The organism is Wolbachia endosymbiont (group A) of Tromatobia lineatoria, assembly GCF_964028565.1.
Taxonomy (GTDB): Bacteria; Pseudomonadota; Alphaproteobacteria; order Rickettsiales; family Anaplasmataceae; genus Wolbachia; species Wolbachia pipientis.
Genome location: NZ_OZ034791.1, coordinates 877313 through 896603 on the forward strand (window position 1 = coordinate 877313; position 19291 = coordinate 896603).

Genomic DNA, 19291 nt, shown 5'->3' on the forward strand with positions numbered 1-19291 from the left:
CTCGGCATAGATTCCGCTAACAAGTAGCGGAATGACGATTGTGTATCGTGTTTTGCTAAAAATCACAGAATGCAGTCTGGTTACATTACTCTAGCTATACGCAACAACTTTACTTTCAACAATTTTGTGAGCAATAATACGACTTTCATAATCAATATTTATTATATCAGATAGTGAATTAATATCAGTATAACTACCAAAACTTTCCATTGTTGATTCCACTACCTCTACTATTTTTAAAAAACCGATTCGTGACTTCAAAAATTCATTAACAGCTATTTCATTTGCAGCATTGAGCACAATACTGTTTGTTTGTGGAGCAGAAGAGTTTAACACTGCCATGCTAAGCTTTAGCGCAGGAAAACGCTTATGGTCTGGTTCTTGAAAGGTCAATTTTCCTTGCTTTGTTAAATCTAATTTACGATTTAAAGCTGATCTTTCCGGCCAAGATAGAGCATATGAAATAGGAATTGCCATGTCAGTTTCTGCAAGCACAGCAAAGTTGAACCCATCCTTATAAGTTACAATTCCATGTACTATTGACTCAGGATGCACTATTGCTTCAATTTTATCCGGGCTGATATTAAACAAGTTATGTGCTTCTATTATCTCTAGTGCCTTATTCATCATTGTTGCGCTATCAACCGAGATTTTCTTTCCCATATTCCAAGTGGGGTGACTAAGCGCCTTATCTACCATAACATTTCTTAATTGCTCAAGGCTATAATTTAAGAATGGTCCACCAGAAGCAGTAAGTATGATCTTTTCTACGCATTTGTCGTCATTTTGCAAAATTTGAAAAATTGCATTGTGCTCAGAGTCAATAGGGATTATTTGTACATTTTTTTCTTTAGCTTTTTTGAGTAATAACTTTCCACCGCAAACAATGCTTTCTTTGTTTGCCAATGCAATGACTTTGGTACCGCTTTCTATAACTTCCATAACTGGCCCAAGGCCTGCAATGCCAACTATTGCAACAACTGAGAGATCAACAGGTATGGTAGCAATATTTGTAGCACCAATTGCTATTTTTACATCTGTACCAAGTAAACTTTCTTTCAAATCTTTGTAAAGCCTTTCATCTGAGATAGCAACATATTTTGCATTTAGCAGTTTTGCTTGGTGTGCCAGTAGAGCAAAGTTCGAATGGGCACTTAGTGCTTCCACTTGGTATTCTTCTTTTCTCTTTGAGAGCAAATCTACAGTCTTTTTTCCAACACTTCCTGTTGATCCCAAAACTGAAACCTTTTTCACTAAGACAAACTCATAACAACAGCAACTTTTCTTATTAGGCCTTCTTCCAACTATTCAATAGTTTTTAAGTGTTTAACCAAGTTCATGTCCGTGGTCATCGCCAACAGATGGTGAAGGACCAGGTGAAAAAGATTGACCATGGTGATCACCTGCATCATGCATGTCTTGCAAACCATCAGCATTATGAGCTATTTCGTTATTGGCATGAGGGTAATCATCTGAGTGATGTCCATCATCACCATGAGCCATATCCATTTCTTCTGATGGCATATCTTCCCCACCTCCACCTGAAAAATATTCTGCAAGGCCTTCAAGAAGTTTTATGCCAAACATATTACCTGACTTTCCAAACAATGTTACTAGACTACTGCCACTCACCAAACCTTCAAACACGTTACTATAAGCAGCAATTGCTCCTTCATGAAAGTTGAACAACCATTTCATTCCATCGACAACTGTTGAAACAAAGTCACTATGACCAAGACCAAAACCACTTTTCTCACCAGCAGCCCCTTGGTGTTGCTGCTGCGCTTGCCATTCTGCAATGTTTGGACCTTGAGCTTCACTCATAAATTTTTACTCTCAACCTTAAGCTATTATTTTATCACAAATATTGCAAAATATCAATAGAGCTTTTGAATATAGCTAATACAAACAATTTCTGTCATCCTATATATAGCTAAACTGACTTACGACAATTTGAAAAACGACAAATTCGTCATTCCGCTACTAGTTAGCGGAATCTATGCCGAGATACCGCGAATGAATCGCGGTATGACGTGTTAGCTATAGGATCCAGTTTGAAAAAAATCTGAATTCCAATGTTCACTACCTTTTACAAAGTTAAAACTTAAAAATATGACTGTTAGCAATAGTGTATATATCTTTAGCTATATATAATGAATGAATTTTTTTATATATTCGTTATTAGTATTTTGTATTTCCTGAACAGTTCCATGGGAAATGATCTTCCCTTCATATAATACTGCTATTTTATCAGCTATTTTAAATGCGCTATGAATATCATGTGTAATCGTGATAATTGTAGGGTTAAGATCTCTAGATAATTTTATTATTATCTCGTTTACTATATCTGACATAATTGGGTCCAATCCTGAAGTTGGTTCATCCAAAATAATGATTTCTGGATTGTGTGCAATCGCCCTTGCAAGTGCCACTCTTTTTTTCATTCCACCTGATAGCTCTATTGGAAACATATCTGCTATGCTTTCCTCCAGTCCAACATCATTTAACTTCTCGATTGCTAGCTGTTTTGCCTCTTTTTTGCTGATATTAAAGCGCTTTTTATAATTAAAAGATATATTTTCCCACACTGTAACGTAGTCAAATAAAGCGGAATTTTGAAATAAAACCCCAAATTTATTTTTGCTTTTACTATTTATTTTAACAGACCCTGAGTCTGGAGCAAGCAAGCCGATAATTGTTTTTGTTAATACAGATTTGCCGCTTCCTGAGCCACCAAGTATGACTAATGATTCCCCTTTTAATATATCAAAATTTAGATCTTTTAGTACTGTCCTATCATCAAAAGATAAGCTTAAGTTCAATATTGATATTATGGGGTTACGCATGTATCAAAGTAATCATGTAGTTTGCTAAAATGATCAGTATGGACGATAAAACAACAGTTGATGTTGTAGCAACACCTACTCCTCGTGCACCTTCTTTGCAATGGTAACCGTAATAGCAGCTTGAGACAGAAATTATGGCGCCAAATACAGTTGCTTTTATTAGCCCAGTTATAAAAGCATACGTATTAAAGAACTGAGCTGTGTGTTTAATGTATATATTTAAATTGTGGTTAAATTCGAAGACTGCAGTGATACATCCTCCAAATATTCCTATTAAATCTGCACATACTGTAAGTATGGGAAATACTATGATTGACGCTAAAATCCTTGGTGCAATTAAATATTTAAAAGGGTTGATGTTCAAGGTTGTAAGTGCATCTATTTGCTCGGTGATGCGCATTGTACCAATTTCTGCTGCAACTGATGATCCAACCTTTCCTACCATTATTAAGCTGATCAAAACTGGTCCTAACTCTTTAATGATAGTGATCGTAACAAGTTTGGGTATTATCTGTTCTTGGTTAATTAATGGGTCACTCAAGCTACTTTGTAAAACTATTGCCGCTCCTATAAAAACTCCAGTGAGCCCAACAATTGGCAGAGAGAAAAAGCCTATCTCTATAATTTGTCTTGCTATGTTGCTAAAATAATATGGTGGCACAAGGCAGTGGTATAGAGATTGAATAAAAAATATGAATGCACTACCAAGCCTTAACAAAAAATTGATAAAGTACCTACCAATTATTCTAACACTATTTATATCAAAAAAGCTCACTTTGTATTCATTTTAGCTAGAGGTTAGTCTTACTGATTTTATTAAAATTTTTATTAACTTTATCGCAAAGTATAGCTGAGATATGTTTTAAGTTCAACATACTTGATGTTTTAATTTAAAGCTCATATAGCTAACCCAAGAAAGGTTTCCCTACGTCATACCGCCACGGTATCCACAACTGTACGAACGTTGTAGTTTGGGAGCAATTCCCACCAGTGGGCCAGTGCCCAGACACTGGGATCCAGCTTCTATGCAACTTAATTAAAAACGTTTGTTTTAGCGTAAGACAACTACCTTTAGCTCATCAGCTCAGTTATAAGCAAAATTTCTGGATTCCAGACTGGAATGACATCATCTGTTGTGCAATTTACCTTCAAAAATGAATGTTCGTACAGCTATGGATTCATTCGCGGTATAGATTCCGCTAACGAGTAGCGGAATGACGGTTTTTCAAATTGTAGAGCCACTTTAGCTATAGAACTCAATTACATAAGCAAACCTTACTTATTTTACTATCCCTGTTTACTTCCTGTAAAAAACATGTTACTAATGTATTGTATTTTGTAGTAGAATGGAGGAAATTTTGGCAGTTCCAAAAAGAAAAAAGTCAAAGTCAAGGCGTAATATGCATCGTTCTCATCATGCTATTGAGCCTAAGAATGTTGTGGTATGTTCAACAACTGGGGAATTCATGTTGCCTCATAACGTAGCAGTTGATGGCAGTTACAAAGGAAAACGGGTTTTCATCAAGCAACAGGCAGAGTGACTATTATGATATGTTACCTACGGTCAATAATAATATAGTTATTGCACTTGACGCTATGGGGGGCGATTTTGCGCCTCTTTCCGTAATTCAGGGTGCTGGTTTTTTTTTAGACAACCTTGTTGACCCAGGCATTAAAGTTTTTTTTCATATTTATGGAGATAAGGAAGAAGTATCTCCTTTGCTTTTGAAATATAAAAAAGTAAGTAACAATTCTGAATTTACTCATTGTTCTGACAATGTCCTTGCAAATGATAAGCCATCTTTTGCACTGAGGCATCGTAAAGACTCAAGTATGAAAGCTGCCATTGAGGCAGTAAAAAAAGGTAAAGCTTTCGGAGTGGTGTCTTCAGGCAACACCGGAGCATTGATGGCAATTTCCAGATTTATTTTAGGAACATTACCAAACATTTATCGTCCTGCTATTGCCTCTATCTGTCCAACTAAGACAAAAAGCTTCGCTTTGCTTGACCTTGGTGCAAATGTTGATTGTAATGCCGACTCATTATTTCAATTTGCGTTAATGGGTAGTATATTTGCAAAAATAGCATTAAAAATTGACAATCCTGAAGTTGCTTTGCTAAATATCGGCACAGAAGAAGTTAAAGGTAATGACTCAGTGCGCGGCGCTTTTGAGTTGCTTAAAAACGCTCCAGGCATTAATTTCAAAGGGTATATAGAGGCAAGTGAATTTTTAGAGGGTAATATAGATGTGATTGTTGCTGATGGTTTTGTTGGCAATGTAATGCTCAAAACGGCTGAGGCAACCGCTAGTACCTTTATCAATCTAATAAAGCAGGAAGTATTCAATTCGTGGATAGCGAAAATGCTTGTTGGTATATTGTTAAAATCCAAACTAAATAAAGCTTTAACGCGTTTTAATCCCAAAATTAGAAGTGGAGCTATGTTTTTAGGGCTGAATGGTATCATCATTAAAAGTCATGGAAATTCTGATGCTATTTCTTTTGCCCATGCCATAAAATTTGCAGTAAATGCAATTAGTGAAAATTTAAATCAAAAGATAATTAACGGGGTAAGTCATATTGAATAAAAGTTTCATATTAAGCACTGGATCTTACCTACCAAGAAAAATGTTGAGTAACAACGAAATTGCATCGATAGTTGAGACGAGCGATGAATGGATAAGGCAGAGAACAGGAATAGTTCAAAGGCATATAGCAGATGAAGGAGAACTAACGTCAGATCTAGCTGTAAATGCAGCAAAAAGTGCTATAGAAAAAGCTAAAATTTCAGTAGATGAAATTGACTTGATTATAGTTGCTACAACAACTCCTGATAAAACTTTTCCTAGCTGTGCAACGATTGTACAAAGTAAGTTAAAATGTAAAAACGCATTTGCTTTTGATGTACAAGCAGCATGCTCTGGTTTTATATATGCAGTTACAGTTGCTGATTCGCTCATAAAATCTAACAATAGAATTAAATATGCATTGGTTATAGGTGCTGAAATAATGTCTAGGATTGTTGATTGGGAAGATAGGTCAACTTGTGTACTCTTTGGTGATGGTGCTGGTGCAGTGGTGATGAAATCAGAAATGGGTAGAAGCGGCATCATATCAACAAACTTATACTCTGACGGCAATGTGGACATACTATGTACGAACGGAGGGGTATCCTCTACTGGTGATTCTGGAAAAATATACATGAATGGAAGAGAAGTGTTTAAACATGCAGTGGATAAGTTAACAGCCTTAATAGAGGAAACTCTGAAATGCAATAATTTGAAAATTACTGATATTGACTGGCTAATTCCCCATCAAGCAAATATTCGTATTATTGAAGCAGTAGTAAAGAAGTTAGATTTCCCTATAGAGAAAGTGATTAATACTGTTGATAAGCATGCAAATACCTCAGCGGCATCAATTCCACTAGCACTTGATTATGCAATACAAAAATCAAAAATAAAATTAGGAAACCTGGCACTGCTGATTTCAATAGGTGCAGGCCTAACCTGGGGTTCTGTGTTGCTGCACTATTAGACTTCCTGCATTACCTCCTGTCATCCAAGTACCCTCTTTGTCATTCCAGTGCCTCTTTCTCCTGTCATCCCAGTAGCCCCTTCGGTGTCATTCCAGTCTGGAATCCAGTTCTTATTGTACATTCACCTGGTGTAAAGTTAAGTTTCCTGGATCCCAGTGTCAGCTACTCGGATGACAAAAAAAGGAGCACTGGAATGACAGCAGTCCTACGTCATACCGCGATTCATTCGCGGTATCTCTAGATCCCGCTAACAAGCAGCGGGATGACGGTTGTCGTTTAGCCACAAATATTTAAGAAATTTACCAAATGAAAAAAAAGGCAAAAGAAACCCTGGGGTTATTATCCGCTTTAAAATATTGGCGTTTTTTATGTTTTAAACGCTTGACAAGCGAGATTAAGCTGCTTTTAATTGCAACTAACTTACGCTGCAAACGTTTAAGAAATTTACTAAGCAGAAAAAAAGACAAAGAATCCCCGAGTTAGCTAGTCTTTTACTATCTCTGTCGAGTATTGGCATTTTTTGATGTCTTGTAACGCTTTGTAAGCGCGTTCAGCTTATTTAGATAAAAATCTAGATGTAGATGAAGTTTTGTAAAGACATACAGTATCTATATACTGCAAAAAATTGAACATAAGACGCCGATACATTAAGTAATCCTTACCTTTTAATCTGCAGATTGGCGAAAGCAAATACAATAGCTTCAGTTTCATGATAAGGGAGCTGGCGAGGTTTGTCAAGGAAGTTTTTCTTTCCCGTGAATTCTCTTTGAGGTTGAATATTGAAAATTAACCGGAGAGTTGTGGATTACTTTGTATATGTCATAACAAGCCATGGCGCTCTCAGCAAAACCATTTAGTATTAATTTTAGTTTGCCTGAATAAATAGCTATATCTCCGATTGCATATATCCTATCTCTACTGGTTTTAAGTGTAGCTGGGTCGACAACTATGCGGCTATGTTCTAACTGTATACCCCAATTGTTTATTGGACCAAGATTCATTGACAGTCCAAAAAATGGCAGCAAAAAATCAGCGGATATTTCTTTTTCTTCCTTAGAGGCAATGTTTTTTACTATCACTGCGCTCAACTGCCCATTACCTCCTGCTAGTTCGTGTAATTGATATGGCACTACCAGTTCTATTTTTCCATCAATTTCAAGTGATTCTAATTTATTTCTAGTTTCAGGAGTGCAGCGAAATTCCTTTCTCCTATGTATCACATAAATTTTCTTCGCAACTTTAGAAAGTTCTACAGTCCAATCAGCCGCAGAATCACCCCCACCTGCAATGACTATAGTTTTGTCCTGAAAATCAGAAATTTTATTTACACTGTAAAATACAGATTTATTTTCATATTCTAATATACCACTTAAGGGTGGACGGTTAGGTTCAAACATTCCGTTACCTGCAGCAACAATAACGGCTTTGCATTTTACCTCTGTACCTATGTTCGTTATGACAGTAAAGCTTTCACCTTCGTTATTTGAAATCTTTTCCACTTTTTGACTTAAATGGTAAACAGGCTTAAATGGCGAAGATTGCTCCATTAGTTGCTCAATTAATTTTTGGGCAGTGATTACAGGATAACCAGGTATATCATATATTGGCTTTTCTGGGTAAAGAGCTGTGCATTGTCCTCCTGCTTGATCCAAAACATCTATTATATGACATCTCATATCAAGCATTCCCGCTTGAAAAGCAGTGAATATTCCAACAGGTCCTGCACCTATTATTACTATATCGGTTTTCATATTCAGATGGTGATCTATTTATAGATATTAGCTTTCTTTGCTAACAAGGTCAATTTACAAAGGGATGTATTTTTAAAAGATGTGGCTAGATTAGACAAGATTTCCAGCGTTATGAACCACATAGTCCAAATAAGCTCTAAAAATCAGCTAGCATAGCGAGATGCTGTGCGGACGGAATGGGATTCGAACCCATGGTACGCTCATCACGTACGTCAGTTTTCAAGACTGGTGCCTTAAACCGCTCGGCCATCCGTCCATTTCTTTTCTATCACAACATTTGATTTTAAGCAATCTATAAAAGCTTTACTTGCCCACGCAAAAGTTGCTAAACACACTACTCAATATTTCCTCAACATCAATAATTCCAATCACCGCACCAAGTTCAAATGCAGCAAGCCTCAAATCTTCAGATATCAACTCAATTGGATTATCGATATTAAAACGTTGTAAATGTTCCAGTGCTTTCTTCATGTGATTCCTATGTCTTTGCCGAGTGATTACAGGAGTGTCTCTATCATGCCCAAATTTTTCCTCTGCCTTCTCTTTTATGAGAGAGATCAATTTGTTTGTACCTATTTCCTTTAGAATAGAAATGGGTAAAAGATCTATGCCATTAATTTTTATATTGTGATTATTGATAACATCGTCAGCTTTGCTCAATACATAAATGGTGTCATTTTGGTCTGATGTCATGCAAGTAGCTGACACTGGAATCCAGCTATGAACATTGTTTTCAGCACATGTTTCTAGAATCCATTGTCTATTGCATAATTTGCAAGTATTTTTATATCTGGATCCCAGTGTCAAGCACTGGGATGACACCGTTTGTTGATTACAATATTTGCATAGTTGTGTGTCAACGACAGATGGTATATTGCCTGTGGCTTGATAATTGACATCGTGTCGTTGTTCAAAAGGAAATAGCTCTATTCTTAAATCAGCTTCAAAAGACCTCTTTTTCGCTCGACTTATACCTTCTAATTCTATTGGATCTGAACTTTCACGAATTCCAGCAGTATCAGAGAGAATGATTGGGTATCCGCCAATGTCAATATGAGCTTCAAGTATATCTCTTGTTGTGCCTGCATATTCAGAAACAATAGCAATATCACGCTTGGCTAAGAAATTAAACAGAGTTGATTTACCGACATTTGGTTCACCAGTTATTACAATATGTAAACCCTCACGCAACCTTTCGCCCCGTCTATTATCATTTAAATGCTCTTGTATCAACTGCACGAGAGATTGCACTTCATTATTAATTTTTTCCAATTCACTTTTTTCTGCCCAAATGTCCTCTGGAAAGTCTATATATGCTTCGATTTTGGATTGTATCGTTATTAATCTTTGCCTCCAATTGCTGTATAGTCTCTCCAATTCTCCTGATATCTGCTTAATCGCTTGTTTAGCTTGCATTTTCGTCTCAGCATCAATTAAGTCTGCAATCCCTTCTATTTGCGTTAAGTCAAATTTACCATTTAGAAAAGCCCTAAGTGAGAATTCTCCAGGCTTGGCCATAACGAAAACTTTTGATAATTCCTCCAAGATGATTTTTATAACTGCCTTGCTTCCATGCACTTGTAACTCTATAACGTCCTCGCCAGTGAAACTGTTTGGAGCAGGGAAATAGATGATTATTCCATTATCTATCAATTGACTGGAATCATCATATAGATCAACTAAAGTAGCAAATCTTGGTTTAATTTCTTTCTTAATATGAAAATGATTTAAAGCTTTAAGCGCGTAGTTGCCTGAAATTCTGATTACTGCAACTCCTGACTTACCAAATACGGTCGATAAAGCGAAAATAGTTTCATTTGTGTTTGTCATTATCTATATAAACTACTTAGCAATATTACACTTAAGAAACCAAAATACCTAAAAAGTCACCCAGGTGAAAATATTTATTTTGAAAACTGATAATATGATTTATAATGACTGACACAAGTTTTAAATATTTTATGCTCAAGAAATTAGCTTGGTACTGGTCTTTTGTAGAGTTAATTAAAGGGTTTGTTATTACATTAAAATATATGTTTAAGCCAAAGGTTACTTTGAGGTATCCTATGGAGAAGGGCCCTTTAAGTCCAAGGTTTCGTGGTGAGCATGCGTTGCGTAGGTATCCAAACGGTGAAGAACGATGCATAGCTTGTAAATTATGTGAAGTTATCTGCCCTGCTCAAGCAATAGTTATTGAAGCAGAGGAAAGAGAAGACGGTAGTCGCCGCACCACGCGCTATGATATTGATATGACAAAATGCATATACTGCGGACTTTGCCAAGAGGCATGTCCAGTTGATGCAATTGTTGAAGGTCCTAACTTTGAATTTGCTACTGAAACAAGAGAGGAGCTAATGTACAATAAAGAAAAGTTATTGCGTAATGGTGAAGTTTGGGAAGACGCAATTGCACTCAGGTTAAAAAAGAATAGGCCTTATTATTAATGTTCAGAGCTTATAACCCTGTTATCCATTATGATTTAGGGGCAGTGCCCACTAGGGGTGGTGTCATCCCAGTAGCTGATACACAACTGTACGAACATTTGTTTGCGAGGGCAGTATGTTAAATGTTATAGCCTGTTTTGCCTCAAACACAAAGGTGTCATCCCAGTGCTTGACACTGGGATCCAGTAAAATTGATTGTGAACAAGCACACTATGCAACATTTTCAATGAAATTACAAAAAAGCTGGATTCCAGTGTCAAGCACTGGGATGACACCATTTGCTGTGCAATTTACCTTCGAAAATGAATGTTCGTATGGCTATGTGCGTGACACTGGGATGACACCGTTGGAAGAAGCAAACCGCCTTCAAGCTACATGTCCGTATAGGTTTATTTATGGTTAGGGTTACTTTTTCAACCGAACAAAAAGTAAAAGAATACAGTGGTAAAGTCACTGGCTTTGATATATTACAACCGGATGCTTTGAAAGAAGTAGTTGCATTGAAAGTAAATGGTGAGCTATATGACCTCTCACGTGAAATTGAAGCTGATGCAGAGATAGAGGTGATACAACTGAGTGACGAAGTGGGTTTAGATATAATAAGGCATGATGCTGCTCATATAATGGCGCAGGCAGTGAAAGAGCTATTTCCTAATACTCAGATTACTATCGGCCCAACAATTCAGGACGGTTTTTACTATGATTTTGCTACAGATCGTACCTTCACTACGGACGATCTTACCGCAATAGAAAAGAAAATGAAAGAGATTGTAAAAAGTAACCACAGATTTGTTCGAGAAGTTTGGACTCGCAAGCAGTCAGTTGATTTCTTTAGTGGTATAGGCGAAAAATATAAGGTTGATATTATCTCATCCATACCAGAGGGTGAAAACCTAACTGTTTATAGGCAAGGTGATTTTGTTGACCTATGCCGTGGTCCGCACTCACCATCAACCGGTAGAGTTAAAGCGTTTAAACTTATGAAAGTAGCGGGTGCATACTGGCGTGGTGATTCTAAGGGCCCAATGTTGCAGCGAATATATGGCACAGCATGGGGAAATAAGGATGAATTAAACGCTTACCTTGAGTGCCTCAAAGAAGCAGAAAAACGTGATCACCGCAAAATTGCTAAGGATATGGATTTATTTCACATTCAAGAGGAAGCTGTTGGGCAGGTTTTTTGGCATGAACAAGGATATATTCTATATAATGTTCTTGAGTCTTACATCAGAAAGAAGCTAATAAATAATGGCTATTTTGAGGTAAAAACTCCTATTTTAGTAAGTAAAGAGCTGTGGGAAAGATCTGGACATTGGGATAAGTTTCGTGAAAATATGTTTATTGTTGACGAATCTGAGAATAAAAAGTTAGCAATAAAACCCATGAATTGTCCTTGTCATGTGCAGATTTTTAATTCTCACACCAGGAGCTACCGTGATTTACCAATACGTATGGCAGAGTTTGGCACATGCCATAGAAATGAAAGCTCAGGTTCATTGCACGGACTGATGCGAGTGCGTGGTTTTACGCAAGACGATGCACACATTTTTTGTATGGAAGAACAAGTGAATTCTGAGACTATAAAGTTTTGTGACCTTTTAAAAGAAGTATATTCAGAGCTTGGATTTAATGAAATTTCTGTGAAATTTTCAGACCGTCCAGATATTAGAGCAGGTAATGATGAAGTGTGGGATAGAGCTGAAAAAGCGCTGCTTGAAGCCGTTAAAGAAGCGGGCTTGAGTTATAAACTTAACCCTGGTGAAGGTGCATTTTATGGTCCAAAGTTAGAGTTCGTTTTGAAAGACGCAATAGGCAGAAATTGGCAATGTGGAACATTACAAGTTGATTTCATTTTACCAGAACGTCTGGGAGCTTTTTATATAGGGGCAGATGGGCACAAGCATCACCCTGTCATGTTACATAGGGCAATTCTTGGGAGTTTTGAGCGTTTTATCGGAATTTTGATAGAAAATTATGCAGGAAAATTTCCAGTTTGGCTTGCTCCAACGCAACTTGCTATTCTGACCATTACAAATGAAGCTGACGGTTACGCCACAGAAATTAGCAATATTTTAAAAGAACAAGGTGTGAGAGTCAAGACTGATTTGACCAATGAAAAAATTAGTTATAAGATACGTTTGCATAGTTCAAACAAGGTTCCTATATTGTGGATTGTAGGCAAAAATGAAGTTACAAGTAAAACTGTGTCAGTAAGAAATTTAGGATCGGAAAGACAGGAGTTTTTTTCTTTGGAAAAGGCTAATGAATCGCTGTTAAAAAGTATTAATTTGAATTAAGGGAGTTAAAGTTTGCAAGTTAAAAAGAACAATAAAAACAGAATTAATGGATTTATCACAGCTAAGGAGGTACGCTTAGTTGATCATAGTGGTGAAATGGTCGGAATCGTGCCAATAGAACGAGCTTTGGAATTTGCACAGGGTGTTGGTTTAGACTTGGTGGAAATTGCACCTGATTCAACCCCTCCAGTATGTAAAATTCTGGATTATAGCAAGCAAAAGTATGATATAAAAAAGAAAGCAAGTGAAGCAAAAAAGAAACAAAAAACATTAACTATAAAAGAAATTAAACTGGGTCCCAATATTGGTGATCACGATTACGGAACAAAATTGCGTCAAGCAAGAGACTTACTTGCCCACGGACATAAAATTAAAGTCACAATGAGATTTAGAGGGAGAGAGCTTATAAACACTGAAGTTGGACTGGAAAAATTAGAACGGCTAATTCGAGACACTGAAGATATCGCAAAGGTAGAATTGGCACCTAAAAGAGAAGGGAATCAATATTTTTTAGCTCTGGTTGCTAAGTAGCAAAACGGCTTAAGAAGTATAAGTAAAGTTAAATTATCGCTCTCTCTTTGATAACATGGCGAAAATGTCTTATTAATCCTTGAATCGGCCAAGCTGCAGCATCGCCAAGTGCGCAAATTGTATGTCCTTCTATTTGAGTTGTAAGGTCAAGCAGCTTATCTATTTCATCAGGCTTAATATCTCCTGCCACCATCCTCTTCATAATCCTCCACATCCATCCAGTACCTTCACGGCATGGTGTGCATTGTCCACAGGACTCATGCATATAAAAGTGTGATAACCTCTCTATTGCAGCTATTATATCAGTTGATTTATTCATCACTATTACAGCAGCAGTACCAAGCCCTGATTGTGCAGTTCTTAATGAATCAAAATCCATTTCAATAGTATCACATATAGATTTTGGAATTAATGGCACTGAAGACCCACCAGGTATTACAGCAAGTAAATTATCCCAACCTCCTCGCACTCCACCTGCGTATTTTTCAATTAATTCACGTAATGGAATTCCGAGCTCTTCTTCAACATTACACGGGTTGTTTACGTGCCCTGAAATACAAAAGACCTTGGTACCAGTATTATTTGGTTTACCAAGAGATGCAAACCATTCTCCTCCGCGATTCAGAATATCTGGAACCATGGCTATAGTTTCAACGTTGTTTATTGTGGTTGGGCAGCCAAAAAGTCCAACACCTGCGGGAAATGGAGGCTTCATGCGAGGAAAGCCCTTTTTTCCTTCAATTGATTCGAGTTGAGCTGTTTCTTCCCCACATATGTAAGCTCCTGCGCCCCTATGGATAAACACATCAAGATCATAACCTGATTTGCAGGCATTTTTTCCAATTAAACCTTCTTTATAGGCTTCCTCAAGTGCTTTTTTTAGAACTAAATATTCATTATAAAATTCACCCCTGATATAAATATATGCAACTGATGCGCTGATCGCTTTGCCGGCCAGGAGAATTCCCTCAAGTAACTTATGTGGCTCATATCGCAATATATCTCTATCTTTACATGTACCAGGTTCTGACTCATCTGCATTGACTACTAAATATGCTTTTGGGAGATTTTTGGGCATAAAGCTCCACTTAAGGCCGGTGGAAAATCCTGCACCCCCTCGACCTCTCAAACCAGATTTCTTTACTTCATCAATGATCTTTTCTGATCCTAAATCCAGTAATTCCTTTGTTTTTTGCCAGCTACCACGTTTTTTTGCACCCTCAAGTAGTGGAGTTCCTTTACCATTTAGGTTGGTGAATATTTTGTCTTGTTCTTTTAGCATGTTTTTCAAAATTTGTGAGTGATCCCGACGCGATTCGAACGCGTGACCCACTGATTAAAAGTCAGTTGCTCTACCGGCTGAGCTACGGGATCATTTCATTTTTCAGCTATACTAAACATCAATACAGTTTTTATCCGTTTTAATCAAACTAAAATTTTCATGTGTGGTTAAATAAATTATATAATATACTGCGTTAGTGATAATTTAGTTAAAAAATCTATGAATAATTTAAAAAAATTTCCAAAGGAAAACTTCTTGTTAATTTTCAGTTCACAGATTTATTTGGATGGTGTGACGTATAACGCTAAGGAGACAAAAAAATAGAGAAGTGTGTACACCCTGCAGAATTTGTACACTATTTAGCAATAGCCTAATAGATAAATATTTCTTGCATTTCAGCCTGAGTGATTTATGCTTTAAGCAAGAATTACCTGGGGGTATAGCTCAGCTGGTAGAGCATCTGTTTTGCACGCAGAAGGTCAGCGGTTCGATCCCGCTTGCCTCCACCAGTCTATACAGCTCTAGCCGCCACAAAACCTGTCAAAGCAGCTTATTTTAATCTATGAGGATTTTATACTATTTCCCTGAAAATCTCTATTTCTTTTCGTAACTTTTCTCTACACAAGTAATGTTGGTTATTACAATTGTAATATATACTAACTTAACAATAAATTAATCAATAAATGTTAGAATACTAACAATTAATTTATTGGTAACGCCTATGAGTGGAAAAAAGCATGTTTTTAAGATGATACCTGGAAAAGAGGTGTTTAGAAAAACCCCGACTACAAGGATAAAGTGGCCTGAAGGTAATGATCCTACAATGCCTATTAAAAAAGTTGAGCTTGTATCGCTGGATGATAAAAACGATGTAGTACTAGGCTTATTGCCTATAAAACTTTGCAGCAGTTCTTGCCTAGACAGTTACATATGTCTGGAGGAAGAAAATGAAGGAAATCTGGTAGCCAAAGATTATAAAAGTGATTCTAACTTAGATTATGTAAAAAGTAACCATACATTTGTATATTACGGTAATGAGTTGGCTAAGTTATCATATACAAGAGAGCTTGTGCAGCCTTTCAAAACTATGTGTAGCAGTTCTATTAAATCAAAAAAATTGGAATACAAATATGTAACATGGGAAGATTCAGATACTGGCAACAATAAATATTATTTTTCAGACGAGGCAGGAAATATAATCGATTCACCTGACAATGAGGTATTACAAGACATTATGTTATACTACGGTGAGAGACATATAAGAGATGTGCTACTGTTGCTATCAAACGCGTTTACTAAAGTTTTTATTCAGGGCCTAACAGACGGCCAACTAAAAACTCTTGCCAATACTCTTAGTAACGAGCAACTGCAAAAAATAATTCCTGAACTGAGCTCAAGCCAGTTGCAGGCCTTAGCAGAGAACTTAACAGATGAACAACTCCAAGCTTTAGTGGATCATCTAACCAATCACCAGCTGAAAACCCTCGCTCAGGAACTAAATCCAGAAAAGTTACAAATAATTGTTCCTATTTTAAATGATACTCAGCTTGAAGCTCTAGTGAGAAAATTAAATTCAGAGCAAGTAAAAGAAATTTTACCTCACTTAAAAGTGGATCAGTTCAAAGCACTTATTAAAACTTTAAATGACGAGCAATTTACAGTGCTTGCAAAAGACTTGGCTGAGCACCACTTGACAATACTCTCCAAAGAATTAGAAGGTGATCAGTTGAAAGCTTTAGTAAATAGTCTGCAAGAAGACCAACTGAAAGACTTAGTTAATAAGCTTGATCCTGAGAAACTCGAAGCAATTGCTCAGGATTTAACTGATTCTAATAGGATCCAGATTATCATTAAGTCTTTAGTTGATAACCCAGACAAACTTCAAGCTTTTGCTCGCAATATGTCTAATGAGCAGTTTAAAGAACTTTTGGATAACGTAGGTGCAGAAGAGCTTAAAGAGATTATTCACAAACTGCCTTATGAGAAAGTGACAGCTGTGATTGGTGATCTCAGCAATCAAGATCAGTCTAAAGCTATTATTGATGCATTAAAAGGGAAACTTGATGAACAAAATGAAAAACAAAAGGAAATCCTTGAGCTGATTAAGAAACTTGGAGATTCTGCTGATGAACCTAAATGGGAGGGCCCTCTTCAAAACGCCAATGCTGAACTAATGGTAATGGAAGAGTACTTTCAGACTGGATACGAAGTATTGTTGAGCTAAATATTTATGGGTTTGAAAAGAGCTTTTTATATTTCTATAGTTGATTTTATTTGAAATTTTAAATTTTAATGAGGTAGTTTATATGGCCAATGAACCAAAAATTATAAGTAAAGTTACCCTTGCAAAACCGACAAATTACGAAACGAATAAAGATAAAAATGCGAAAGTTAGTTATACTCATAGTGTTATTGATAAACTGATTGAAAGTATGAATGACGGACTTGTTGTGCAAGTAAATACTAACTTGCATGGAGAACAAGAAAAAGTCAATCAACTGATTGAAGACGTTGGTAATGTAGATAGTGGTTTAGTACAGAGCCTGAATAACTTACAGACAAGAGTAAAAGAATTAGAAGACAATACCACTAGTGAACCAGATTGGGGTTAAACTGGAAAGAGTAATAGTCTCTAGGCTATTACTTTCTCCACATACCATTTCAATGTAGCTGAGTTGATTTTAAAAGTATAATTTTTTATAGAAGTTAATATGAGTAATTACAGTGTAAAAGAAAGCGAAAGCAACTTTGAATTAATAAGCGAAATAGGCGGAGATAACCCTAGAGTAATAGACGACATAGAGGTCAAAATTAAGCCTAAATCTTTTGAGAGCGATAAAGAAAAGAATGCATCGGTCAATTACGTTCACAAAATTCTAGATAAACTAATCGCAGATTTAAACGACACATTTGTTCCTAAATTGAATAATGAGCTGAAGGATCGTCAAGATGAAGTGGATCTATTGTATAAAGATTTAGATAGGCTTGAGATGATAGCTATAGAGGCTGAGAAGGATTATAAAATTTTGGAAGGAAACCTTAACAACCTAAAAGAAGAGGTTGAAAAATTAAAAACAGGAACAATTGGTGGTGATAATATGATGAATGGGAAGCACCAACTCACTCTGATATATTGTAGTAGTTAGGAAAGTCACAGCTTGCTAGCAGGCTGTTACTCTCTCTACATACTATTTCAATATAGCCAGATTAAGGAATCTATTTTAAAACTTTCGGCATATAGTTCTCATCATGTTTTGCAAACACCGTATCTGCAAGAAAGGTATTATTATCAGACATTTTACCTTGCACAACAACACCACTTTTTTCTGAAAACATCGGTGGAAGTATTCCCTGGTATTTTACCACAACGCTTTTGTTAAAATCTGTCATTTGAAAAACTACTTCACTTTCGCTCCGTATCACACTATCTTCAACAACCATTCCACCAACACGGATTGGCTTTTGACTATTTGGTAAAACTATTGCCTCACTTACTGTATAGAAAAATGAGATATTTTCTTTGAGCGTTGTTAAAATAAAAAAGACTATGCAGCTTAAAAAGCAGAAAATTCCTGAAGTTATAAGTAATCGCTTATGTTTCTTCTTCATTATTATCTTTCAGGCTTTCTAGAATTTTTTTACTTTTAGTATAGCAAGAAATGGTAAAAATTAGCTCTCCAACAATCAGCGTGAAACTAATAAGGTAAGCAAAAATTACATATGTATTCATAATGCACTGCCAATAAATAACTCACCTGCATCAAAATAAATTAAGCTTCCATCCTTTTGCTGCAACACCAATTTACCACTTTTATCTATATCAGCAAAAATTCCTTCATACAATTTGTCAGCTAACTTTACACTGATTTGCTCATTCATTTTGAATGCTTTTTTTAACCACATTTCTCTTATAGCATAAAACCCATCAAATAGCCATTGCTTTCTTAGCTTATTAAAATTTATTATTAATTCCTTTAACAGATCTATGTTAGACACAGACTCACCGTAATTGCTAATGCACGTTGTTCCTGGAAGTGGTGCATGACTGACATTAATTCCAATTCCTATAATGAGCCAATTCGAATTGGATCTTTTTTCAAGCAATATTCCGCTTATTTTCTTGCCATCAATAAGGGCATCATTTGGCCACTTATACTGGAGATTTAGACCATTTATAAATGACAGTATAGTATTTCCAACAGCAAGAGCAGTAACAAAAGTCAATTCTGTTAATTTGCTAACATCCGCAATTTTATTCACCAAACCCTTCTCTGTCATCCCAATGCCCTCTGATGTCATCCCAGTGCTTGACACTGGGATCCATTCTTCTTTTTTTCTAGATTCCAGCGTCACGCGCTGGAATGACACCGAAAGCTGGCTTTCATTCAGATAATCGTTAAAGAGGTTTATCACCAAACTCGCATAAAAATTACCCTCTGGAGAAACCCAACTTTTTCCGGTGCGCCCCCTGCCTTCTGTTTGTTTATCGGCAATAATAACGGTTTCATTTGATATTCCTTTATCAATTAAATCCAACGCTTCTTTATTAGTGCTTGAAACTTCTTTGTAATGATGAATATGAAAGCCCTCAGGGATCACCT

The 19291-nt window shown here is 36.4% G+C and carries 21 protein-coding genes and 3 tRNA genes; 12 read left to right on the forward strand and 12 right to left on the reverse strand.

Translation table 11 applies throughout. The features are described from left to right. Positions 1-90: 90 nt before the first annotated feature. The 4 genes from dxr to ABWU48_RS04645 form a co-directional block, all read right to left on the reverse strand. The gene (gene dxr / locus ABWU48_RS04630; RefSeq protein ID WP_070356952.1) at positions 91-1254 is read right to left on the reverse strand and encodes a 1-deoxy-D-xylulose-5-phosphate reductoisomerase; all 1164 of its coding nucleotides are present in this window, start codon (positions 1252-1254) and stop codon (positions 91-93) included. A 72-nt stretch (positions 1255-1326) separates the two neighbouring features. Continuing rightward, a complete protein-coding gene (locus ABWU48_RS04635; protein ID WP_353288294.1) occupies positions 1327-1824 on the reverse strand; it encodes a hypothetical protein in 498 nt (165 codons plus the stop codon). Positions 1825-2144: 320 nt separating this feature from the next. Continuing rightward, positions 2145-2846: an ABC transporter ATP-binding protein gene (locus tag ABWU48_RS04640; RefSeq protein WP_353288295.1), complete on the reverse strand. Its 702-nt coding sequence runs from the start codon at positions 2844-2846 to the stop codon at positions 2145-2147. Beyond that, the gene (locus ABWU48_RS04645) at positions 2839-3621 is read right to left on the reverse strand and encodes an MlaE family ABC transporter permease (protein WP_353288296.1); all 783 of its coding nucleotides are present in this window, start codon (positions 3619-3621) and stop codon (positions 2839-2841) included. The genes ABWU48_RS04640 and ABWU48_RS04645 overlap by 8 nt, the downstream gene beginning before the upstream one ends. A 583-nt stretch (positions 3622-4204) precedes the next feature. On the opposite strand from ABWU48_RS04645, the gene rpmF reads away from it, so the two are divergent. The 3 genes from rpmF to ABWU48_RS04660 are packed head-to-tail and all read left to right on the forward strand — an operon-like array spanning position 4205 to position 6384. Next, positions 4205-4387, forward strand: coding sequence for a 50S ribosomal protein L32 (rpmF, locus tag ABWU48_RS04650; protein ID WP_010962967.1), 183 nt, complete (start codon positions 4205-4207; stop codon positions 4385-4387). A gap of 10 nt (positions 4388-4397) precedes the next feature. Further along, on the forward strand, positions 4398-5435 hold the full coding sequence (plsX, locus tag ABWU48_RS04655) for a phosphate acyltransferase PlsX (RefSeq protein WP_209473375.1): 1038 nt from the start codon (positions 4398-4400) through the stop codon (positions 5433-5435). Then, positions 5428-6384 carry a beta-ketoacyl-ACP synthase III gene (locus ABWU48_RS04660; RefSeq protein WP_209472442.1) on the forward strand — a complete coding sequence of 319 codons (957 nt, stop codon included), beginning with the start codon at positions 5428-5430 and terminating at the stop codon, positions 6382-6384. The genes plsX and ABWU48_RS04660 overlap by 8 nt, the downstream gene beginning before the upstream one ends. A 735-nt stretch (positions 6385-7119) precedes the next feature. Here ABWU48_RS04660 and ABWU48_RS04665 read toward each other — a convergent pair. The 3 genes from ABWU48_RS04665 to mnmE form a co-directional block, all read right to left on the reverse strand. Next, a complete protein-coding gene (locus ABWU48_RS04665; protein WP_353288297.1) occupies positions 7120-8136 on the reverse strand; it encodes an NAD(P)/FAD-dependent oxidoreductase in 1017 nt (338 codons plus the stop codon). 168 nt (positions 8137-8304) lie between these two features. Continuing rightward, positions 8305-8392 (reverse strand) — tRNA-Ser (locus ABWU48_RS04670). Positions 8393-8439: 47 nt separating this feature from the next. Beyond that, positions 8440-9966 (reverse strand): tRNA uridine-5-carboxymethylaminomethyl(34) synthesis GTPase MnmE, encoded by a 1527-nt coding sequence (gene mnmE / locus ABWU48_RS04675; RefSeq protein WP_010082336.1) that lies wholly within the window; start codon positions 9964-9966, stop codon positions 8440-8442. Positions 9967-10097: 131 nt separating this feature from the next. Between mnmE and nuoI the strand changes: the two genes are divergently transcribed. From nuoI to infC, 5 genes are read left to right on the forward strand one after another with little or no spacing between them, the layout of a single operon-like run. Next, positions 10098-10580: an NADH-quinone oxidoreductase subunit NuoI gene (gene nuoI / locus ABWU48_RS04680; RefSeq protein ID WP_038199316.1), complete on the forward strand. Its 483-nt coding sequence runs from the start codon at positions 10098-10100 to the stop codon at positions 10578-10580. Beyond that, positions 10580-10702: a hypothetical protein gene (locus ABWU48_RS04685; RefSeq protein ID WP_255322257.1), complete on the forward strand. Its 123-nt coding sequence runs from the start codon at positions 10580-10582 to the stop codon at positions 10700-10702. The genes nuoI and ABWU48_RS04685 overlap by 1 nt, the downstream gene beginning before the upstream one ends. Continuing rightward, complete coding sequence (locus ABWU48_RS04690; RefSeq protein ID WP_010962961.1) at positions 10696-10983, forward strand: hypothetical protein; 288 nt, start codon at positions 10696-10698, stop codon at positions 10981-10983. Before ABWU48_RS04685 ends, ABWU48_RS04690 begins: the two co-directional genes overlap by 7 nt. Beyond that, positions 10976-12877: a threonine--tRNA ligase gene (thrS, locus tag ABWU48_RS04695; RefSeq protein WP_353288298.1), complete on the forward strand. Its 1902-nt coding sequence runs from the start codon at positions 10976-10978 to the stop codon at positions 12875-12877. Before ABWU48_RS04690 ends, thrS begins: the two co-directional genes overlap by 8 nt. Before the next feature lie 12 nt (positions 12878-12889). After that, positions 12890-13408 (forward strand): translation initiation factor IF-3, encoded by a 519-nt coding sequence (gene infC, locus ABWU48_RS04700; protein ID WP_006279610.1) that lies wholly within the window; start codon positions 12890-12892, stop codon positions 13406-13408. Between the two features lie 28 nt (positions 13409-13436). Here infC and nuoF read toward each other — a convergent pair whose 3' ends face one another. Continuing rightward, positions 13437-14690, reverse strand: a complete 1254-nt coding sequence (nuoF, locus tag ABWU48_RS04705; RefSeq protein ID WP_010962959.1) for an NADH-quinone oxidoreductase subunit NuoF — start codon at positions 14688-14690, stop codon at positions 13437-13439. A gap of 19 nt (positions 14691-14709) precedes the next feature. Next, a tRNA-Lys gene (locus ABWU48_RS04710) sits at positions 14710-14782 on the reverse strand. A gap of 341 nt (positions 14783-15123) precedes the next feature. On the opposite strand from ABWU48_RS04710, the gene ABWU48_RS04715 reads away from it, so the two are divergent. The 4 genes from ABWU48_RS04715 to ABWU48_RS04730 all read left to right on the forward strand — a co-directional run bounded on the left by ABWU48_RS04715 (position 15124) and on the right by ABWU48_RS04730 (position 17836). Continuing rightward, positions 15124-15199: transfer RNA gene (locus ABWU48_RS04715), tRNA-Ala, on the forward strand. A gap of 212 nt (positions 15200-15411) precedes the next feature. Continuing rightward, the gene (locus ABWU48_RS04720; protein WP_341810263.1) at positions 15412-16914 is read left to right on the forward strand and encodes a magnesium transporter MgtE N-terminal domain-containing protein; all 1503 of its coding nucleotides are present in this window, start codon (positions 15412-15414) and stop codon (positions 16912-16914) included. Between the two features lie 82 nt (positions 16915-16996). Continuing rightward, positions 16997-17302 carry a hypothetical protein gene (locus ABWU48_RS04725; RefSeq protein WP_264329450.1) on the forward strand — a complete coding sequence of 102 codons (306 nt, stop codon included), beginning with the start codon at positions 16997-16999 and terminating at the stop codon, positions 17300-17302. A 99-nt stretch (positions 17303-17401) separates the two neighbouring features. After that, complete coding sequence (locus tag ABWU48_RS04730; RefSeq protein ID WP_209472434.1) at positions 17402-17836, forward strand: hypothetical protein; 435 nt, start codon at positions 17402-17404, stop codon at positions 17834-17836. 70 nt (positions 17837-17906) lie between these two features. Here the strand turns inward: ABWU48_RS04730 and ccmE are convergent, their stop codons facing one another. From ccmE to ABWU48_RS04745, 3 genes are read right to left on the reverse strand one after another with little or no spacing between them, the layout of a single operon-like run. Beyond that, positions 17907-18299: a cytochrome c maturation protein CcmE gene (gene ccmE, locus ABWU48_RS04735; RefSeq protein WP_174515681.1), complete on the reverse strand. Its 393-nt coding sequence runs from the start codon at positions 18297-18299 to the stop codon at positions 17907-17909. Next, positions 18283-18420 (reverse strand): hypothetical protein, encoded by a 138-nt coding sequence (locus ABWU48_RS04740; protein WP_209472432.1) that lies wholly within the window; start codon positions 18418-18420, stop codon positions 18283-18285. Before ABWU48_RS04740 ends, ccmE begins: the two co-directional genes overlap by 17 nt. Then, positions 18417-19289 (reverse strand): biotin--[acetyl-CoA-carboxylase] ligase, encoded by an 873-nt coding sequence (locus tag ABWU48_RS04745; protein ID WP_209472430.1) that lies wholly within the window; start codon positions 19287-19289, stop codon positions 18417-18419. The genes ABWU48_RS04740 and ABWU48_RS04745 overlap by 4 nt, the downstream gene beginning before the upstream one ends. Positions 19290-19291 lie beyond the last annotated feature (2 nt).